The sequence below is a fragment of the Amycolatopsis sp. NPDC021455 genome (assembly GCF_040640995.1).
Classification (GTDB): domain Bacteria; phylum Actinomycetota; class Actinomycetes; order Mycobacteriales; family Pseudonocardiaceae; genus Amycolatopsis.
This window is the reverse complement of the sequence record NZ_JBFACT010000080.1, coordinates 1-16,107: the sequence shown is the minus strand read 5'-3', so window position 1 is coordinate 16,107 and position 16,107 is coordinate 1. Positions and strand designations below refer to the sequence as shown.

Genomic DNA, 16,107 nt, shown 5'->3' with positions numbered 1-16,107 from the left:
GCGGGGTGAGCGCTCGCTCACCTGGCCTCATCGGTTAAGTAAACGGGTTTCACTGAAGGGCTTCCGTTGGTTAACACCGTATGCTCTAATCGGACTTAGAACGTGTTCCAAGCCGAACCGTGGGAGGCAACGTGGCCGCTCCGCTCATCCCCGCCGGGTTCGACTTCACCGATCCCGATCTCCTGGCAGAACGGCTTCCCGTCGCCGAGTTCGCCGAGCTGCGACGGACTGCCCCGGTGTGGTGGAATCCCCAGAAGCACAACACCGCGGGCTACCGCGACGACGGCTACTGGGTCGTCTCGCGCCACGCGGACGTCAAGGAAGTCTCCCGTGACAGCGTCACCTACTCGTCACGGGAAAAGACCGCGATCATCCGCTTCGACGAGAACATGACCGAGGACAACCTCGAAGCGAACCGCCTGGTCCTGCTCAACATGGACGCCCCGCAGCACACCAAGCTGCGGCGGATCGTGTCGAAGGGCTTCACGCCGCGTTCCATCGCGAAGCTGGAGGACACGCTGCGGGACCGCGCCGAGCGGATCGTCTCCGAGGCGCGGAAGAAGGGGTCGGGCGACTTCGTCACCGACGTCGCGTGCGAGCTGCCGCTGCAGGCGATCGCCGAGCTGATCGGCATCCCGCAGGACGACCGGCTCAAGATCTTCGACTGGTCCAACCAGATGGTGGCCTACGACGACCCCGAGTACGAGGTCGCGCCGCTGGAGGCGTCCGCCCAGCTCGTCGGCTACGCCTGGAACATGGCCGAGGACCGCCGGAAGTGCCCGATGGACGACATCGCCACCAAGCTCGTCCAGGCCGACGTCGACGGCGAGTCGCTCGGCTCCGACGAGTTCGGGTTCTTCGTCATCCTGCTCGCTGTCGCCGGCAACGAGACGACGCGCAACGCCATCACCCACGGGATGAAGGCGTTCCTGGACCACCCGGAGCAGTGGGAGCTGTTCAAGGAGCAGCGGCCGAAGACCGCCCCCGACGAGATCGTCCGCTGGGCCAGCCCGATCGTCGCCTTCCAGCGCACGGCCACCCGGGACACCGAGCTCGGCGGCGCGCAGATCAAAAAGGGCGACCGCGTCGGCATGTTCTACAGCTCGGCGAACTTCGACCACGAGGTCTTCGAGAACCCGGAGAAGTTCGACATCCTCCGCGAAGACAACCCGCACGTCGGGTTCGGCGGCACGGGTTCGCACTACTGCATCGGCGCGAACCTGGCCCGGCTGGAGATCGACCTGATCTTCAACGCCATCGCCGACGTGATGCCGGACATCGCCGAGGCCGCGCCCCCGGTGCGGCTGCGGTCCAGCTGGCTGAACGGCATCAAGCACTACCCGGTGCGGTACGCCTGAGGAACTCCTCGACGCGTTGCCAGGTGAGGGCGGCCGCCGGCCCGTCGTGGTCGGGGCCGTCTTCGTCGGTGTAGAAGTGGCCGATGCCCGGGTAGGTGTACACCCGGGCATCGGCGCCCGACCGCGCCGCGGCCTCGCGCCACGCCGCGACCTGCGCCGGCGGGGCGATCGGGTCCGGGTCGGCGACGTGGACCCGCACCGGCAGGCCCGCGCGGATCCCGGCGGGCAGCGCCCCCAGCGCGTGCAGCATCAGGACGCCCGCGGTTCCGGGCCGGTGCGGCAGCACTTCCGCCACGACACCGGCCCCCATCGACACGCCCACGAGCACGGTCTCCGCGGGCAGGTCGCGCACGGCGTCGCGGGCTCGTCCGGCGATGGTCTCCCAGCCGATGGCGTCCTTGAGCGCGAAGCCTTCGTCGAGGGTCGACGCCGTCCGGCCGGCGTAGAGGTCCGGGGTGGTGACGCGGTGGCCGGCCGCCCGGAGCCGCTCGGCGAGGCCCAGCTCGACGGGCCGCAGCCCCAGCACCGAGTGGAACACCACGATGTCGCTCGATCGGTCGCTCACCCGGCGATTCTGCCAGGGGATGCCATGATGGGACGATGGCCCCGCGAGCGACCGTGGACGTCGAGTTCGCCCTCCGCGTCACCGGACCCGGGCCCGCGGCGATCTCGGTCGCCGCGGCGCACGCCGACGTCGAAGAGCTCCGCGTGTCCTGGCACGGGGACAGCCGGCCCGTCGAGTTCGAGCACGGCACCCGGGCCGAGGTCTTCGACCTCCCCGCCGGCGAGCACCGCGTCACCTACCACGCCGAACGCGTCCTGGGCGAACCCGAACCCGAGCCCGTCACGCTCGCCGACGTCGCCGTGTTCACCCGGCCGAGCCGGTACTGCCCGTCCGATCGCGTCGCCGGGCTCGTGCCCCCGGAACTCGTCAAGCTCGGGAACCCCCGGAAACAAGTGGAAGCCGTCGTCCGGCACGTCCACGAGCGACTGTCCTATGTGGCTGGTGCGAGCCGTCCCACCGACGACGCGATCGACACCCTGCTCGCGGGCGAGGGTGTCTGCCGTGACTTCGCGCACGTCTGCATCACCCTGTGCCGGTTCCTCGACATCCCCGCGCGCTACGCCGGCGTCTACGCGCCGGGGCTCGCGCCGATGGACTTCCACGCCGTCTTCGAGGCCGCGGTCGACGGCCACTGGTACGTCTTCGACGCCACCCGGCTCGCGCCACGCCAGACCATGCTGCGCATCTCCACCGGCCGCGACGCCGCCGACACCGCCTTCCTCGCCACCCTCGGCAGCGAGCTCGACTTCCTGGGCAGCACCGTCTTCGCGACGACCGACGCCGCGCTGCCCGCCGACGACGGGACGGGCCTGGTCGTGCTCGGCTGAGCCCGGCCCGCGTGTTGCCTGCGCAAAGACGGCCCCGGCTGGGTAGACAGTCTTCGTGAAGAGTTCCCCGAAGGCGCCGAGCCCCTGGGCCCGGGCACGCGCCCGGTACCGGTGGCTGGACCACATCGCCCGCGCGACCAACCGCTACATCGAGCGCGGCGGCTACCACTACGTCGCCTCGATCACCTACTTCAGCCTGCTGTCGCTGGTGCCGCTGCTGATGGTCGCCTCGTCGGTCGCCGGGTTCGTGCTGGCCAGCCAGCCGCACCTGCTCGACACGCTCGTGCACGCGATCGTCAGCACGCTGCCCGGCGGCCTCGGCGACAAGGCCACCGAGCTGCTCACCGGCTTCGTCGAGCAGCGGACCAGCGTCGGGGTGGTCGGCCTGGCCATCGGCCTCTACTCGGGCTGGAACTGGATGAACGCGCTGCGGGACTCGCTGACGGCGCTCTGGGGGCAGAACCGGTCGGACCAGCCGCTGCTGCGGCTGATCCTCGTCGACCTGCTCGCCCTGCTCGGCCTGAGCGCGGCGCTGCTGGTGTCGTTCACGCTGACGATCTCCGGCACCGCGCTGGGCGGCTACCTGCTCCGGCTGGCCGGCCTCGACGACACGAGCTGGGGACACCAGCTCGTCTCGGCGTCTTCGGTGCCGCTGTCGCTGGCTGCCGACTGGCTGGTGTTCCTGTGGGTGCTGACCCGGCTGCCGCGGCAGAAGGTCGGGGTGCGCAGCGCGGTGCGCGGCGCGATCGCGATGGCCGTCGGGTTCGAGGTGCTGAAGCTGGCCGGCGGGTTCTACCTCCGGCTGATCGGCGACTCGCCGACCGGGATCGCCTTCGGCTCGATCATCGGCCTGATCTTCTTCATCTCGCTCGTCGCCCGGCTGCTCGTCTTCGTCACGGCGTGGACGGCGACCGGCTCCGACGCACCCCCGAAGGCGGTCCAGCCGCCTGCACCGGTGGTGCTGAAGCCGGTCGTCGTGGTGGACCCGCCGATGGCCGTCCCGGCCACGGTCGGCGTGGTCACCGGCGTCCTCGGCACCCTGCTCGCCCTGCTGTGGCGCCGCCGCTCCCGCCGCTAGCGCCCCAATGTGGCGTTCGGTGCGTCTGACGCACCCAATGTGGCGTTCGGTGCGTTGAGCGCAACCAACGCCACATTGGGGCGCTTGTCAGGCGGGCTTCTCCGAGCCGACCAGCCACATCGAGAAGTACTGCGATCCGCCGCCGTAGGCGTGGCCGAGCGCGCGGCGCGCGCCGTCGACCTGGTAGTCCCCGGCCCGGCCCATGACCTGCTTCGCCGCTTCGGAGAACCGCAGCATGCCGGACGCGCCGATCGGGTTGGACGAGAGCACCCCGCCGGACGGGTTGCACGGCAGCCGTCCGCCGATGGCCGTCTCGCCCTTCTCAGTGACCTTCCAGCCTTCGCCTTCGGGCGCGAAACCCAGGTTCTCCAGCCACATCGGCTCGAACCACGAGAACGGCACGTAGATCTCCGCGACGTCCACTTCGGACATCGGGTCGGTGATGCCCGCCTCGGCCCACAGCGCGGCCGCGGCCTCGCGGCCCGCTCGCGGGTTCACCTGGTCACGGCCGGCGAACGTGGTCGGCTCGGTGCGCATCGCCGTCGCGTGGATCCAGGCCGCGCCACCCTCGACGGCGTCCCCGGCGGCCTCGTCGCCGAGCACCATCGCGCACGCGCCGTCGGACGACGGGCACGTCTCGTCGTAGCGGATCGGGTCCCACAGCATCTGCGACGCCCGCACCGACTCGACGGTGATGTCGGGCTGCTGCAGGTGCGCGTACGGGTTGAGGGCGCCATTGCGCCGGTCCTTCGCCGCGACGATCGCCCCGACGTGCTCCGGCGCGCCCGAACGGCGGATGTAGGACCGCACGTGTGGCGCGAAGTAGCCGCCCGCGCCGGCGCCGACCGGCATCTGGAACGGCGGCAGGATCGACAGCCCCCACATCGCGTTCGATTCGGACTGCTTCTCGTAGGCGACCGTGAGCACCCGCCGGTGCACGCCGGCCTGGATGAGCGACGCCGCGACCAGCGCCGTCGACCCGCCGACCGAACCGGCGGTGTGCACGCGCAGCAGCGGTTTCCCGGTCGCGCCGAGCGAGTCGGCGAGGAACAGCTCGGGCATCATCACGCCCTCGAACAGGTCCGGGGCCTTGCCGAGCACGACGGCGTCGATGTCGGCCCACTCCACCTGGGCGTCGAGCATCGCGCGGTCGATCGCCTCGCGCAGCAGGCCCGGCATCGAGACGTCCTGCCGCTTGGCGCGGTGGTGCGTCTGGCCGGTGCCGAGCACGGCGGTGAGCTGCTTGGTCATCGGGCCTCCAGCACGGTCACCAGGTTCTGTTGCAGGGCCGGGCCGCTCGTCGCGTGCGCCACGGCCTTGCGGGATTCGCCGCTGTGGATCCGGGCCGCCGCCTCGCCGATGCGGGCGAGCCCGGCGGAGAACATCGGGTTCGCGGCCAGCGCCCCGCCGGACGGGTTGATCTTCACGCCGTCGCCGAGGCCGAGCGCGGTCCGCAGGATGAGCTCCTGGTGCGTGAACGGCGCGTGCAGCTCGGCGAGGTCGACGCCGTCGAGATCGAGGGCCTTGGCCGCCGCTTCGGTGGACGGCGAACGCGTCAGGTCGCGGGCGCCGAGCACGGGGGAGTCGACGCGGTGCTCGATGCCGGTGATCACCGCTGGTCGTTCGACGATGTCCCGCGCACGTTCCACAGTGGACAGGACGATGACGGCGGCGCCGTCGGTGATCGGCGCGATGTCGTGCCTGCGCAACGGATTGGCGTAGTACGGCGTGTCGAGCAGCTCCGCGACGTCCTTGCCGGTCCCGCGCGCGGCGACTTCGGCGAGGTCCTTTTCGGACCAGATCCCGGCCTCCAGGCCCATCCGCGCCTGGATCCCGGCGATCGAAACCGAGTCCGGCCACAGCGGCGTGACGACGTACGGGTCGAGCTGCAGAGCGAGCACCCGGCGCAGCTGCCCGGCGCTGGACTTGCCGAAGCCGTAGACGAGCGCGGTCTCGACCTCGCCCATCTTGATCTTCAGCCATGCTTCGTAGAGCGCCCAGGCGGCGTCCATCTCGACGTGGGACTCGTGGATCGGCGGGAACGCGCCGATCGCGTCGACGGCGGCGATGAACGAGAACGCGCGCCCGGCGAGGTAGTCCGACGAACCGGAGCACCAAAAGCCGATGTCCTGCTTGGACAGTCCGGTTTGCTTGAACACTTCGGCGAAGATCGGGACGAGCATCTCCACGCCGTTGGTGGTACCCGGTGTTTCGCGCACGTTGGGGGCCTGCGCGAAGCCGGCGATCGCGACGTCTGGCATCAGGACCTCACAGGTGGTGGGCGAAGGTTTCGTAAGCCGCGTCCGGCTCACCGGTCGGCTCGAAGTGGCTGATGTTCTCCAGTGACGTCCACCACTCCTCGCGCGGCTTCCACGCGGCGCGCACGCGCATGCCCATCCGGACGTCTTCGGCGGCGCAGCCCAGCACGAGGTGCAGGAACGCGATGTCGGCGCCGTCGAGCAGGATGTACGCGGCGACGTACGGCGGCTTGATCCGCTGGCCGAGGAACGGGACGTTGACGATGCAGAACGTCGTGACGATGCCGGTGTCGGGCAGTTCGACCTCGTCGGTGGTCGGCACGCCGTCGGTCGGGCAGGCGCCACGCGGCGGGATGTAGACCTTGCCGCAGGCGGGACAGCGCTGGCCGATCATCTTGCCCTCGGCGAGCCCGCGCAGGTAGCGGCTTTCCTCCGGTGACGCGGAGTGCATGTACTTGAGGTGCACCGGGGTGATGATCACGCTGACCGGCGCGCCTTCCTCGCGTTCGGCGACCGGGGGAGCGGGTTCGGTGGGCGTGGTGTCTTCGGCGTCGACGGGCAGGAAGTAGGCGATGTCCCGGATGTGCCCGACGGTTTCGTCGGCCCAGCGCACCCGCACCCGCTGTCCACTGTGGATCTTGTCCGGCGATCCGGCGTCGACGGCGTGCAGCATCGCGGTGTCGGCGCCGTCGAGCTTCACGAGCGCCCAGGCGAACGGCCGGTTCAGCGGCTGGCCGTCGAGGGGATCGGGGCACCAGGACCACGAGACGACGGTGCCTTCTTCGGCGACCGGCACGAACTCGCCGAGCTGTTCGGCGGTGACGGGGTCGTATTCGACCGGCGGGACGTGCACGCGCCCGTCGCTGCCGCGGATGCCCTCGATGCGGTGGTCGCGCAGCGCGGTGACGAACCGGCCGAGGACGGGCCCGGTCGACCGGGTGTAGTCGAAGCCGACGTTGAGCGGTGCCGCCAAGGGAGTCTCGGTCACGTCGTTGAGTGAAACATGTTCTTGTTCTACCGACAAGGTTCCTCCGCGGGCCGGTCCGGTTGGAATGTAACGCGTTCTAGCTCAACGGCCGGTGAAGTCCGGCTTCCGCTTCTCCGAGAACGCCCGCGGCCCCTCCTTGGCGTCCTCCGAGGCGAAGACCTCGACCCCGTACTGCGAGTCGAGCTTGAAGGCCTCCTCCTCGTGGAGGCCCTCGGTGTCCCGGATCGTCCGCAGGATCGCGCGCACCGCCAGCGGTCCGTTCGCGTTGATCAGCGCGGCCAGCTCGAGAGCCTTCGACAGAGCCTGGCCGTCGGGCACCACATGGCCGATCAGGCCGATCGCCAGTGCCTCCGAAGCCGTGATGTGGCGTCCGGTGAGCAGGATGTCCGCGGCCACCGTGTACGGGATCTGGCGCACCAGCCGCACGGCCGACCCGCCCATCGGGAACAAGCCCCACCGCGCCTCCGACACCCCGAAGCGAGCCGACTCGCCCGCCACCCGGATGTCCGTGCCCTGGAGGATCTCCGTCCCGCCCGCGATCGCCGGCCCTTCGACCGCCGCGATCAGCGGTTTCGTCAGGCGGCGGCCCTTCAGGAGCCCCGGGATGCGCGAAGGGTCGAACTTGCCCGACGCGAACGACTCCGACGGCGAGTTCCGGGACATCGACTTCAGGTCCGCCCCCGCGCAGAACGCGCCGCCCGCCCCGGTGAGGACGCAGCTGCGGATCGAGTCGTCGGAGTCCACGCGGTCCCAGGCCGAGACCATGATCTCCATCATCTCGCCGGTGATCGCGTTGCGGGCCTCGGGCCGGTTCATCGTGACGACGAGCGTCTGCCCCTCCTGTGAGACCAGCGCGTGCGGTTCAGCCACGTCAAATCCTCCCGAAGCAGCAGTGCCATTGCCCAGAACGATAACATGTTCTACTTTGAGGGCGTGGCACTCAACATCGCGGATCTTCTGGAGCACGCCGTCGACGCCGTGCCGGAGCGCGTCGCGGTCGTGTGCGGCGACCGGCAGGTCACCTTCGCCGAACTGGAGGCGCGGGCCAACCGGCTCGCCCACCACCTCGCCGCGCACGGCGTGGGACGCGGGTCCCACATCGGGGTCTATTCCCGCAACTCGATCGAGGCCTTGGAGGCGATGATCGCGGCGTACAAGCTGCGCGCGATCGCCGTCAACGTCAACTACCGCTACGTGCACGGCGAGCTCGTCTACCTCTTCAACGACGCCGAGCTGGTCGCCCTCGTGCACGAACGCAGCTACGCCGACAAGGTCGCGGCGGTGCTGCCCGAGGCGGCGAAACTGAAACACGTTGTCGTGATCGACGACGGCAGTGACGGCGACTACGAACGCTACGGCGGCGTCGACTACGAGGCCGCCCTCGAGGCTCAAAGCCCCGAGCGCGACTTCGAGGAACGCAGCAACGACGACCTCTACATCCTCTACACCGGCGGCACCACGGGCTACCCGAAGGGCGTGCTCTGGCGGCAGGAGGACGTCTGGCGCGCGCTCGGCGGCGGGATCAACTTCGTCACCGGCGAGTACATCCCGGACGAGTGGACGCTCGCCGAGCAGGGCAAGGCCGGGAGCCTGACCCGGCTGCCGGCCGCGCCGCTGATCCACGGCGCCGCGCAGTGGGCCGCGTTCGGCGCGCTGTTCACCGGCAGCCCGGTCGTGTTCGTACCGCGCTTCGACGCCCACGAGATCTGGAAAGCCGTGCAGGAGCACAAGGTCCAGGTCCTCACGATCGTCGGCGACGCGATGGCCCGGCCGCTCATCGAGGCCTACCGCGAGGGCGATTACGATGCTTCGTCGATCGTCGCCGTCTCGAGCCACGCCGCGCTGTTCTCGCAGTCGGTGAAGCAGGAGTTCGTCGAGCTGGTGCCGAACGCCTTGATCACCGACGCCATCGGCTCGTCGGAGAGCGGCTTCACCGGGATCGGCATGGTGGCCAAGGGCTCCGACCACAGCGCCGGCCCGCGGGTCAACTTCGGCCAGGACGCGATCCTGCTCGACGAGGACGGCAACGTCGTCGAGAAGAAGCCCGGCGCGGTCGGGCTGATCGGCCGCCGCGGGCACGTCCCGCTCGGCTACTACGGCGATCCCGAGAAGAGCAAGAAGATCTTCGTCGAGGTCGACGGCGTCCGGTACGTCGTCCCGGGCGACTGGGCCCGCTACGAGGAGGACGGCACGGTCACCCTGCTCGGCCGCGGCTCCCAGTGCGTCAACACCGGCGGCGAGAAGGTCTACCCGGAAGAGGTCGAAGGGGCGCTCAAGTCGCACCCCGACGTCTTCGACGCGCTCGTCATCGGCGTCCCGGACGAGCGGCTGGGCCAGCGCGTCGCCGCCGTGATCCAGCTCCGGGACGGCGCTTCACCGGACTTGGCCGCGATCGAAGAGCACGCGCGCGGGCAGATCGCCGGCTACAAGGTGCCGCGCACCGTCTGGCTCGCCGACGAGATCGGCCGCTCGCCCAGCGGCAAGCCGGACTACCCGTGGGCCCAGCGTTACGCGGCCGAGCACGAACCGGCCACGGCCCAGCCCGTCTGAGGAGGACACAGAGTGCGGACACCCCTGTGCGACCGGCTCGGCATCGACGTGCCGATCATCGGGTTCACCCCGTCGGAGCACGTCGCCGCGGCGCTCAGCCGCGCCGGCGGGCTCGGCGTGCTCGGCTGCGTGCGGTTCAACGACGCCGCCGAGCTCGACCGGGTGCTCACCTGGATGGACGAGAACACCGGCGGGAAACCGTACGGCGTCGACATCGTGATGCCGGCGAAGATCCCCGCCGAGGGCACCCAGGTGGACCTCGCGAAGATGATTCCCGACGGCCACCGCGCGTTCGTCGACCGCGTGCTGAACGAGTTGTCCGTCCCGCCGCTGCCGGACGACACCGACGAACGCGCGGGGGTGCTCGGCTGGCTGCACTCGGTCGCCCGGTCGCACGTCGAGGTCGCGCTCAACCACCCGATCAAGCTGATCGCCAACGCCCTCGGCTCGCCGCCGGCGGACGTGATCGGCCAGTGCCACGACCGCGGTGTCCCGGTGGCCGCGCTCGCCGGGAAGGCCGAACACGCGGTGCGGCACGTCGAAAACGGCGTCGACTTCGTGGTCGCGCAGGGCTACGAAGCCGGCGGGCACACCGGTGAGATCGCGTCCATGGTGCTGGTGCCGGAGATCGTCGACGCCGTCGACGTGCCGGTGCTCGCCGCGGGCGGAATCGGTTCCGGCCGCCAGGTGGCCGCGGCGCTCGCGCTCGGCGCGTCCGGCGTCTGGATGGGCTCGATGTGGCTCGCCACCGAGGAGTACCTGCAGACGATGGGCGAGTCGGTGGCGATGCAGCAGGCGCTAGTCGCGGCGTCGTCGTCGGACACCGTCCGGACGCGGATCTACACCGGCAAGCCGGCCCGGCTGCTGAAGACCCGCTGGACCGAGGCGTGGGCCGCGCCGGACGCGCCCGAGCCGTTGCCGATGCCGCTGCAGAACCTGCTGGTTTCCCACGCCCACAACCGGATCCACGCGGCGAACGACCCGAGCGTGGTGTCGATGCCGGTGGGGCAGATCGTCGGCCGGATGAACAAGGTCCGTCCGGTCGCCGACGTCGTCGCCGAACTGGTCGCCGGCTACGAAGAAGCGCTTTCCCGCCTGGACAAGACCCGCTGAAAAGCCGTGAAGGCCTCCTTCCCGGCCATAAGAGCCGGGAAGGAGGCCTTCACGGACTTCGGACTACAGCGTGGCGGCCGCCGCGGCGATCTTCGACGCGAACGTGCTCACCTCGGTGTAGACGCCGGGGGCGTGCGGCCGGGCGCAGCCGTCACCCCAGCTGACGATGCCGACCTGGATCCAGGCGTTGTTGTTGTCCCGGCGGAACATCGGGCCGCCCGAGTCGCCCTGGCAGGTGTCGACGCCGCCCGAGGCCAGGTTGCCCGCGCAGATCTCGGCGCTCGGGATCAGGTCGGGGTAGCTGCCGCCCTGCGCGGCGCAGGTGGCGTCGTCGACGAACGGGACGGTGGCCTTGAGCAGGTACCGCTGCTGCGAGCCGCCTTCGGTCGCCGCGCCCCAGCCGGCCACGGTGAAGGTGCCGGAGTTGTAGGCCGACGTCGTAGCGATCGGCATCGTCGCCAGCCCGCTCACCGGGCTCGCGAGCTTGATCAGCGCCCAGTCACCGCCGGTCGAGGTGTCGTACGTCGGGGACCGGTAGACGTAGGTCGAGCGGATCTTCTGCGCGCTGGAGCTGTTCAGGTCGACCACGCCGACGGTCGCCGTGATGGAGGTGTTCGAGCCGGTCCGGCTCACGCAGTGCGCGGCCGTCAGGACGATCTGCTTGGTGTAGAGCGCCCCGCCGCAGCCCATGGAAAGCCGGACCATGAACGGGAATTCGCCCTGGGCCGCCCGGGTGCCGCCGACGACGTCGGTGGACGGCGGCTGGGCGGCGGTGGCGATCGCCGGGGTGGACAGCGACGCGGCCGCGGCGACCGCGGCCAGTGTGGTGGTGGCGTTTCTGAGCAGGGTGAACCAGCGCTTGGGGGCCAAGGGGATCAGTCCTTCCAGTGTCCACAGTGGAAGCCGTTGCCGAAAGCGGCTCCACGACTACACCAGGTGGCCGCAGACCGGGACAACCGACTTTCTTCGGATCTTTCGGGCGGTTGGGTGATTTCTCACCGGCGTAACCGACGAACGCCGTAGGCCAGACCGCCCAGCAAGAGCGCGCCGCAGCCCGCCAGCACCGACGGCAGCGGCAGGCTGAAGGCGAGCACGACGCACCCGGCCAGCCCGAGCACGGCGACCGGCCGGGCCTTCCCGCTCAGCGTGAACGCCGCGGCGTTGGCGATCGCGTAGTACGTCAGGACGGCGAAGGACGAGAAGCCGATCGCCGCGCGCAGGTCGATCGACGCGGCGAGCACCGCGACGACCAGCCCGACGGCGAGCTCGGCCCGGTGCGGCACCTGGTAGCGCGGGTGCACGGCGGCGAGGAACCCGGGGAGGTGGCCGTCGCGGCTCATCGCCAGCGTCGTGCGCGAGACGCCGAGGATGAGCGCGAGCAGCGAGCCGAGCGCCGCCACCGCCGCGCCCACCCGCACGACCGGCGCGAGCCACCCCGGGACGGCCGCGGCGATCGGGTCCGGGCTCGCGGCGAGCGCGGCCGGGCCGAGCCGGACGAGCAGGAGCACCGCGAGTGCGGCGTAGACGACGAGCGTGATGCCGAGGGCGAGCGGGATGGCCCGCGGGATCGTCCGGGCCGGGTCGCGGACCTCCTCGCCGAGCGTCGCGAGCCGCGCGTACCCGGCGAAGGCGAAGAAGAGCAACCCCGCCGCCTCGAGGACGCCCCCGCCGCCGGGCCAGGCGACGAGCGGGCCGCCGGCGTGCGGTCCGGTGGCCATCGTCACCGCCGCGGCGGTCAGCACGAGCAGGGTGCACGACACGATCACCCGGGTCGCCAGCGCGGACCGGTGCACGCCGAAGTAGTTGACTCCGGTGAGCGCGGCGACGACGGCGACCGCGAGCGCGCTCCGCCACGGCTGCCCCAGACCGGGCGCGGCGTAGGCGACGACGGTCAGCGTCATCGCGGCGCAGCTGGCCGTCTTCCCGGTGACGAATCCCCAGCCGGCGAGGTAACCCCAGAATTCACCGAGCCTTTCCCGGCCGTAAACGTAGGTCCCGCCGGATTCGGGATGAATCGCGGCGAGCCGCGCCGAAGACGTCGCATTGCAGTAAGCGACGACGGCCGCGAAGACCAACGCGATGAGCAATCCGGAGCCCGCCGCCCGCGCCGCCGGGGCGAACGCGGCGAACACGCCGGCGCCGATCATCGAGCCGAGGCCCAGGAAAACGGCGTCGCCGAGACCGAGCCGGCGAGCCAGTGGGGTGGAACGCATCCGGGTGATCCTCCGTGTGACGGCCGTGTTACGTGCCACAGCCAACCATGGCGCGCGGGAAACCGAATAGGGTCGATTCCGTGCCCGCCCCTTCACGCCATTCCCGCCTGTCCGCCGACGGCCCCGTGCTCGACGGGATTCCCGAACACGGCCGTGTCCCGCGGTATTACGCGGTCAAGGTCGAGCTGCTGGCGGTGATCGAGGAACTCGGCGAAGGCGCGGTGCTGCCCACGGAACGGGAACTGTGCGAACGGTTCGCGGTGTCGAGGGCGACGGTACGGCAGGCGGTCGGGGAGCTGGTGCTCGAGGGCAGGCTCAGCCGCCGTCAGGGGAGCGGCACCTACGTCGCCGGCCCGAAGCTCGTCCAGCCGCTGGCCCTGGCCGGCTCGCGCCCGGGCGTCCGGCCGGGCCGCACCGTCGTCACGCTGGAGCGGCGCCCGGCGGGCCGCGCGCTGGCCACCGACCTGCGGGTCACCTCGGACGCGGAGGTGTTCCACATCGAGCGGGTGCTGCTGGCCGGCGAGGAGCGTGTCGGCCTGGAGTCGACATATCTCCTCGCCGAGCGGTTCCCGGGCTTCCTGGACACGTTCGACCCGCTCTCGGCGTGCCCGAGCGGCGTGGAGGTCCACGGCGCCGAGGAACGGGTCGAGACCGTGCTGGCCACCCCGCGCGAAGCCCTCCTGATCGGCACCAACCCGGCCCTGCCGATGCTGCTCACGCACCGCGTCGCGTGGGGGCGGGACGGCACGCCGTTCGAGCGCGTGCGCTCGCTCTACCGCGGCGACCGGCTCAGCTTCACGACCCGCCTGGGCCGCGACGGCTGACCGGCGCCCCAAGCGCCCCAATGTGGCATTGGGTGCGTCTGACGCACCGAACGCCACATTGGGTGCGCTGGACGCACCGAACGCCACATTGGGGCGCATGCAACCGGAGCGGGGTCCGTTCCGTCTGGCAGGTATGCGTACCACGGTGAAACTGCTGGGGACCGGCCTGCTGTTGCTCACGGTGACCGCCTGCGCGGCGAATTCCGGCGCCGGCGCCCCGGCGGCGAGCGGTCCCGGCACGTCCGTGACCGGCTCCCCGGCGCCCCCGACGTCACCGACGGTGACCCCGACGCTCGGTCCGCCGCCGTCGCAGACGGTCGGGCGCCCGACGCAGGGGATCGCGCCGGGTGACGACGTCGTCGCGGAGACGCAGATCGACGCCCGCGGGCTGCCCGAGGGCTATCCGCGCAGCCTCTTCCGGAGCATCGACGGCCGGACGCTGACCCTGGAAGCCGAGGAGGGCGGTTGCCGCCGCATCTCGGCGCGCGTCGGCGACCAGACGGCGCAGCAGGTGGTCGTGCTGGTCACCGTCTCCTCCGCGCCGAAGGGCCAGATGTGCCCCGACTACATCAAGGAGATCCGGATCCCGCTGCCGCTGTCGGAGTCGCTCGGCACGCGCACGGTCGTCCTCCGCCAGGGCTGACGCCCCTCGACGCTGGGAGGGCGTCGCCGGGATGCCCGGAGGACGCCCTCCCAGACCACGTCCGGTGCAACCCCGCGACGCCCCCGTTCCGTCCTGGCAGCATGAGGTACTCAGCGAAGCTGGTCGGGACAGGTGCGCTCCTGCTGATGGTGACGGCCTGTGCCGGCCCGGACATGTCCACCGCCCAGCCCGCCGCCGGAGGCGACTCCGCCGCGCCCACCGGGAGCGTGTCGACGTCGCCCTCGCCGAGCGCATCGGTGCTGCCGGCGCCGCCGACGGCCAACCCGCCGGGCAAGCCGCGGCTCACCGTGCCCGAGGGCAGCACCCCGGTCCCGCCGGGCAAGATCGACGCGACCGCGCTGCCCAGCGGGTTCCCGCACGAGGTGTGGACCTCCAACGGCGGCACGGTGCTCGACATCCGCGCCCAGGAAGGCGGCTGCGGCCACGCGCTGGGCGAGGCCGCCGAGCAGACGGCCGACCACGTCGTGGTCAACCTGAGCGAGACCAAGGCGCAGACCGGCCAGATGTGCACGATGGACATCCGGTACCCGGTCATCTCGGTCGCGCTCGCGGCGCCGCTGGACCAGCGCACGGTGGTGCTGAAGACGACGCCGCCGAAGTGACCGCGCTCGACGCCACGGCCCCGGAGACCTTCTCCGGGGCCGTTTTCGTGTGCCGAGTCCGCAGTGGACGGTCGGGCATTGGTCCGGACCAGGTCAGACGCCGGTTGTCGAAGTTGTCGAAAATTGTCGGCGCTTCCGGTGAACCGCCGCGGTGACCGGCCCGTGTCCCAGGGTGAGGTGGTGATCAGAGAGGAGGGGCCCATGCCCCGGATGAGCAGTGGTCGGCACCGCAAGCAGGCGACCGTCGGATTGGCCGCGTTGCTGGGGGTCGCCGGTGTCACCGCGACGGCCATCGCGCTGAGCAGCCCCGCGGGCAACGCCGCCGAAGCGCCCAAGGAAAACTGCGCGGGACTCGACACCGCGCTGCAGAACAACCTGAACTTCATCGCGGGCCAGCAGGCGAACCCGGACGCGCAGTCGGCCGCGCGGATCGCCAACCGGCAGGCCGTGGTGGACCAGATCCAGCAGCGGCGGCAGGTCGCGGGCTGTACGGCGAACGTCGCGGCGAACAACGGCCAGGCCGCCGCCGCGCCCGGCAACTCCGGCAACGCGCCGGGCAAGGCCCAGGCGCCCGGTCAGCAGAAGAAGCAGGACCAGGCGGCCGCCGGTGCGGGCGCGGCGGCGCAGAAGGGCGTCGTGTGCGCCGGCTCGACCGTGACGCTCTCCGGGGAGGGCGGCGCGCCGGCCGCGTCGAGCAACCAGTTCCCGGCGGGGACGAAGCTGAAGGTGACGAACCTGGACAACTCGAAGTCCACGACGGTGACGGTGACGTCGGTGTCGGGCAGCTGTGCGCTGCTCAACAACGCGGCCTTCGAACAGGTTCGGGAACCCGGAAAGTTCCTCATCCGGCGCGCGCGGATCGAGCGCGTCGGCTGAGGGATCGGGAAGGAAGGGGGCACCGGTGGCGGGCCGGTGCTCCCTCCGGGCCAGAAGCGGGGGGGGGGGGGAGGTTGGGGGGTTGGCGGGGGGGGGGGGGGAGGGGGTGGGTTAGATTTAGGTTGTGAGGGGGGTGGGGGTATTGTTTGGGGGCCGGGGTGTTTATAAAGGGGGGGGGGGGGGGAATTAAA

16 protein-coding genes are annotated in these 16,107 nt (G+C 71.1%); 9 read left to right on the top strand and 7 right to left on the bottom strand.

What is annotated here, in order from left to right; all coding sequences use genetic code 11:
- Positions 1–131: 131 nt before the first annotated feature.
- Positions 132–1,358, top strand: coding sequence for a cytochrome P450 (locus tag AB0G28_RS43270; RefSeq protein ID WP_361103534.1), 1,227 nt, complete (start codon positions 132–134; stop codon positions 1,356–1,358).
- Here AB0G28_RS43270 and AB0G28_RS43265 read toward each other — a convergent pair.
- Positions 1,330–1,923 (bottom strand): dienelactone hydrolase family protein, encoded by a 594-nt coding sequence (locus tag AB0G28_RS43265; protein WP_361103532.1) that lies wholly within the window; start codon positions 1,921–1,923, stop codon positions 1,330–1,332. The genes AB0G28_RS43270 and AB0G28_RS43265 overlap by 29 nt on opposite strands.
- A 35-nt stretch (positions 1,924–1,958) precedes the next feature.
- Here AB0G28_RS43265 and AB0G28_RS43260 point away from each other — a divergent pair, with 35 nt between their 5' ends.
- Both AB0G28_RS43260 and AB0G28_RS43255 read left to right on the top strand, forming a co-directional pair.
- The gene (locus AB0G28_RS43260; RefSeq protein WP_361103530.1) at positions 1,959–2,750 is read left to right on the top strand and encodes a transglutaminase family protein; all 792 of its coding nucleotides are present in this window, start codon (positions 1,959–1,961) and stop codon (positions 2,748–2,750) included.
- Between the two features lie 55 nt (positions 2,751–2,805).
- The gene (locus AB0G28_RS43255; protein WP_361103528.1) at positions 2,806–3,828 is read left to right on the top strand and encodes a YhjD/YihY/BrkB family envelope integrity protein; all 1,023 of its coding nucleotides are present in this window, start codon (positions 2,806–2,808) and stop codon (positions 3,826–3,828) included.
- Positions 3,829–3,915: 87 nt separating this feature from the next.
- On the opposite strand, the gene AB0G28_RS43250 is transcribed toward AB0G28_RS43255, so the two are convergent.
- The 4 genes from AB0G28_RS43250 to AB0G28_RS43235 form a co-directional block, all read right to left on the bottom strand.
- Positions 3,916–5,079: a thiolase domain-containing protein gene (locus AB0G28_RS43250; protein ID WP_361103526.1), complete on the bottom strand. Its 1,164-nt coding sequence runs from the start codon at positions 5,077–5,079 to the stop codon at positions 3,916–3,918.
- Positions 5,076–6,089, bottom strand: coding sequence for a thiolase domain-containing protein (locus AB0G28_RS43245; RefSeq protein ID WP_361103524.1), 1,014 nt, complete (start codon positions 6,087–6,089; stop codon positions 5,076–5,078). The genes AB0G28_RS43250 and AB0G28_RS43245 overlap by 4 nt, the downstream gene beginning before the upstream one ends.
- Before the next feature lie 7 nt (positions 6,090–6,096).
- The gene (locus tag AB0G28_RS43240) at positions 6,097–7,074 is read right to left on the bottom strand and encodes an OB-fold domain-containing protein (protein ID WP_361103522.1); all 978 of its coding nucleotides are present in this window, start codon (positions 7,072–7,074) and stop codon (positions 6,097–6,099) included.
- An 81-nt stretch (positions 7,075–7,155) separates the two neighbouring features.
- Entirely contained in the window at positions 7,156–7,944 is a 789-nt protein-coding gene (locus tag AB0G28_RS43235) for a crotonase/enoyl-CoA hydratase family protein (RefSeq protein ID WP_361103520.1), read from the bottom strand.
- Between the two features lie 63 nt (positions 7,945–8,007).
- Between AB0G28_RS43235 and AB0G28_RS43230 the strand changes: the two genes are divergently transcribed.
- A complete protein-coding gene (locus AB0G28_RS43230; protein ID WP_361103518.1) occupies positions 8,008–9,624 on the top strand; it encodes an acyl-CoA synthetase in 1,617 nt (538 codons plus the stop codon).
- Positions 9,625–9,636: 12 nt separating this feature from the next.
- Complete coding sequence (locus AB0G28_RS43225) at positions 9,637–10,737, top strand: nitronate monooxygenase family protein (protein ID WP_361103516.1); 1,101 nt, start codon at positions 9,637–9,639, stop codon at positions 10,735–10,737.
- Positions 10,738–10,800: 63 nt separating this feature from the next.
- On the opposite strand, the gene AB0G28_RS43220 is transcribed toward AB0G28_RS43225, so the two are convergent.
- Complete coding sequence (locus tag AB0G28_RS43220) at positions 10,801–11,607, bottom strand: serine protease (protein ID WP_361103514.1); 807 nt, start codon at positions 11,605–11,607, stop codon at positions 10,801–10,803.
- Between the two features lie 125 nt (positions 11,608–11,732).
- Positions 11,733–12,950, bottom strand: a complete 1,218-nt coding sequence (locus AB0G28_RS43215; protein ID WP_361103512.1) for an amino acid permease — start codon at positions 12,948–12,950, stop codon at positions 11,733–11,735.
- An 80-nt stretch (positions 12,951–13,030) separates the two neighbouring features.
- Between AB0G28_RS43215 and AB0G28_RS43210 the strand changes: the two genes are divergently transcribed.
- The 4 genes from AB0G28_RS43210 to AB0G28_RS43195 all read left to right on the top strand — a co-directional run bounded on the left by AB0G28_RS43210 (position 13,031) and on the right by AB0G28_RS43195 (position 15,916).
- A complete protein-coding gene (locus tag AB0G28_RS43210; protein ID WP_361103510.1) occupies positions 13,031–13,774 on the top strand; it encodes a GntR family transcriptional regulator in 744 nt (247 codons plus the stop codon).
- A 133-nt stretch (positions 13,775–13,907) separates the two neighbouring features.
- Positions 13,908–14,417 carry a hypothetical protein gene (locus tag AB0G28_RS43205; protein ID WP_361103508.1) on the top strand — a complete coding sequence of 170 codons (510 nt, stop codon included), beginning with the start codon at positions 13,908–13,910 and terminating at the stop codon, positions 14,415–14,417.
- 119 nt (positions 14,418–14,536) lie between these two features.
- The gene (locus AB0G28_RS43200) at positions 14,537–15,040 is read left to right on the top strand and encodes a hypothetical protein (protein ID WP_361103566.1); all 504 of its coding nucleotides are present in this window, start codon (positions 14,537–14,539) and stop codon (positions 15,038–15,040) included.
- 201 nt (positions 15,041–15,241) lie between these two features.
- Positions 15,242–15,916 carry a hypothetical protein gene (locus AB0G28_RS43195; protein WP_361103506.1) on the top strand — a complete coding sequence of 225 codons (675 nt, stop codon included), beginning with the start codon at positions 15,242–15,244 and terminating at the stop codon, positions 15,914–15,916.
- The last annotated feature ends 191 nt before the right edge of the window (positions 15,917–16,107 follow it).

Excerpts from the sequence above, each read along its gene's own strand:
- AB0G28_RS43260 (WP_361103530.1), top strand. The coding sequence starts at position 1,959 with ATGGCCCCGCGAGCGACCGTGGACGTCGAGTTCGCCCTCCGCGTCACC.
- AB0G28_RS43250 (WP_361103526.1), bottom strand. The coding sequence starts at position 5,079 with ATGACCAAGCAGCTCACCGCCGTGCTCGGCACCGGCCAGACGCACCAC.
- AB0G28_RS43245 (WP_361103524.1), bottom strand. The coding sequence starts at position 6,089 with ATGCCAGACGTCGCGATCGCCGGCTTCGCGCAGGCCCCCAACGTGCGC.
- AB0G28_RS43215 (WP_361103512.1), bottom strand. The coding sequence starts at position 12,950 with ATGCGTTCCACCCCACTGGCTCGCCGGCTCGGTCTCGGCGACGCCGTT.
- AB0G28_RS43205 (WP_361103508.1), top strand. The coding sequence starts at position 13,908 with ATGCGTACCACGGTGAAACTGCTGGGGACCGGCCTGCTGTTGCTCACG.
- AB0G28_RS43195 (WP_361103506.1), top strand. The coding sequence starts at position 15,242 with ATGCCCCGGATGAGCAGTGGTCGGCACCGCAAGCAGGCGACCGTCGGA.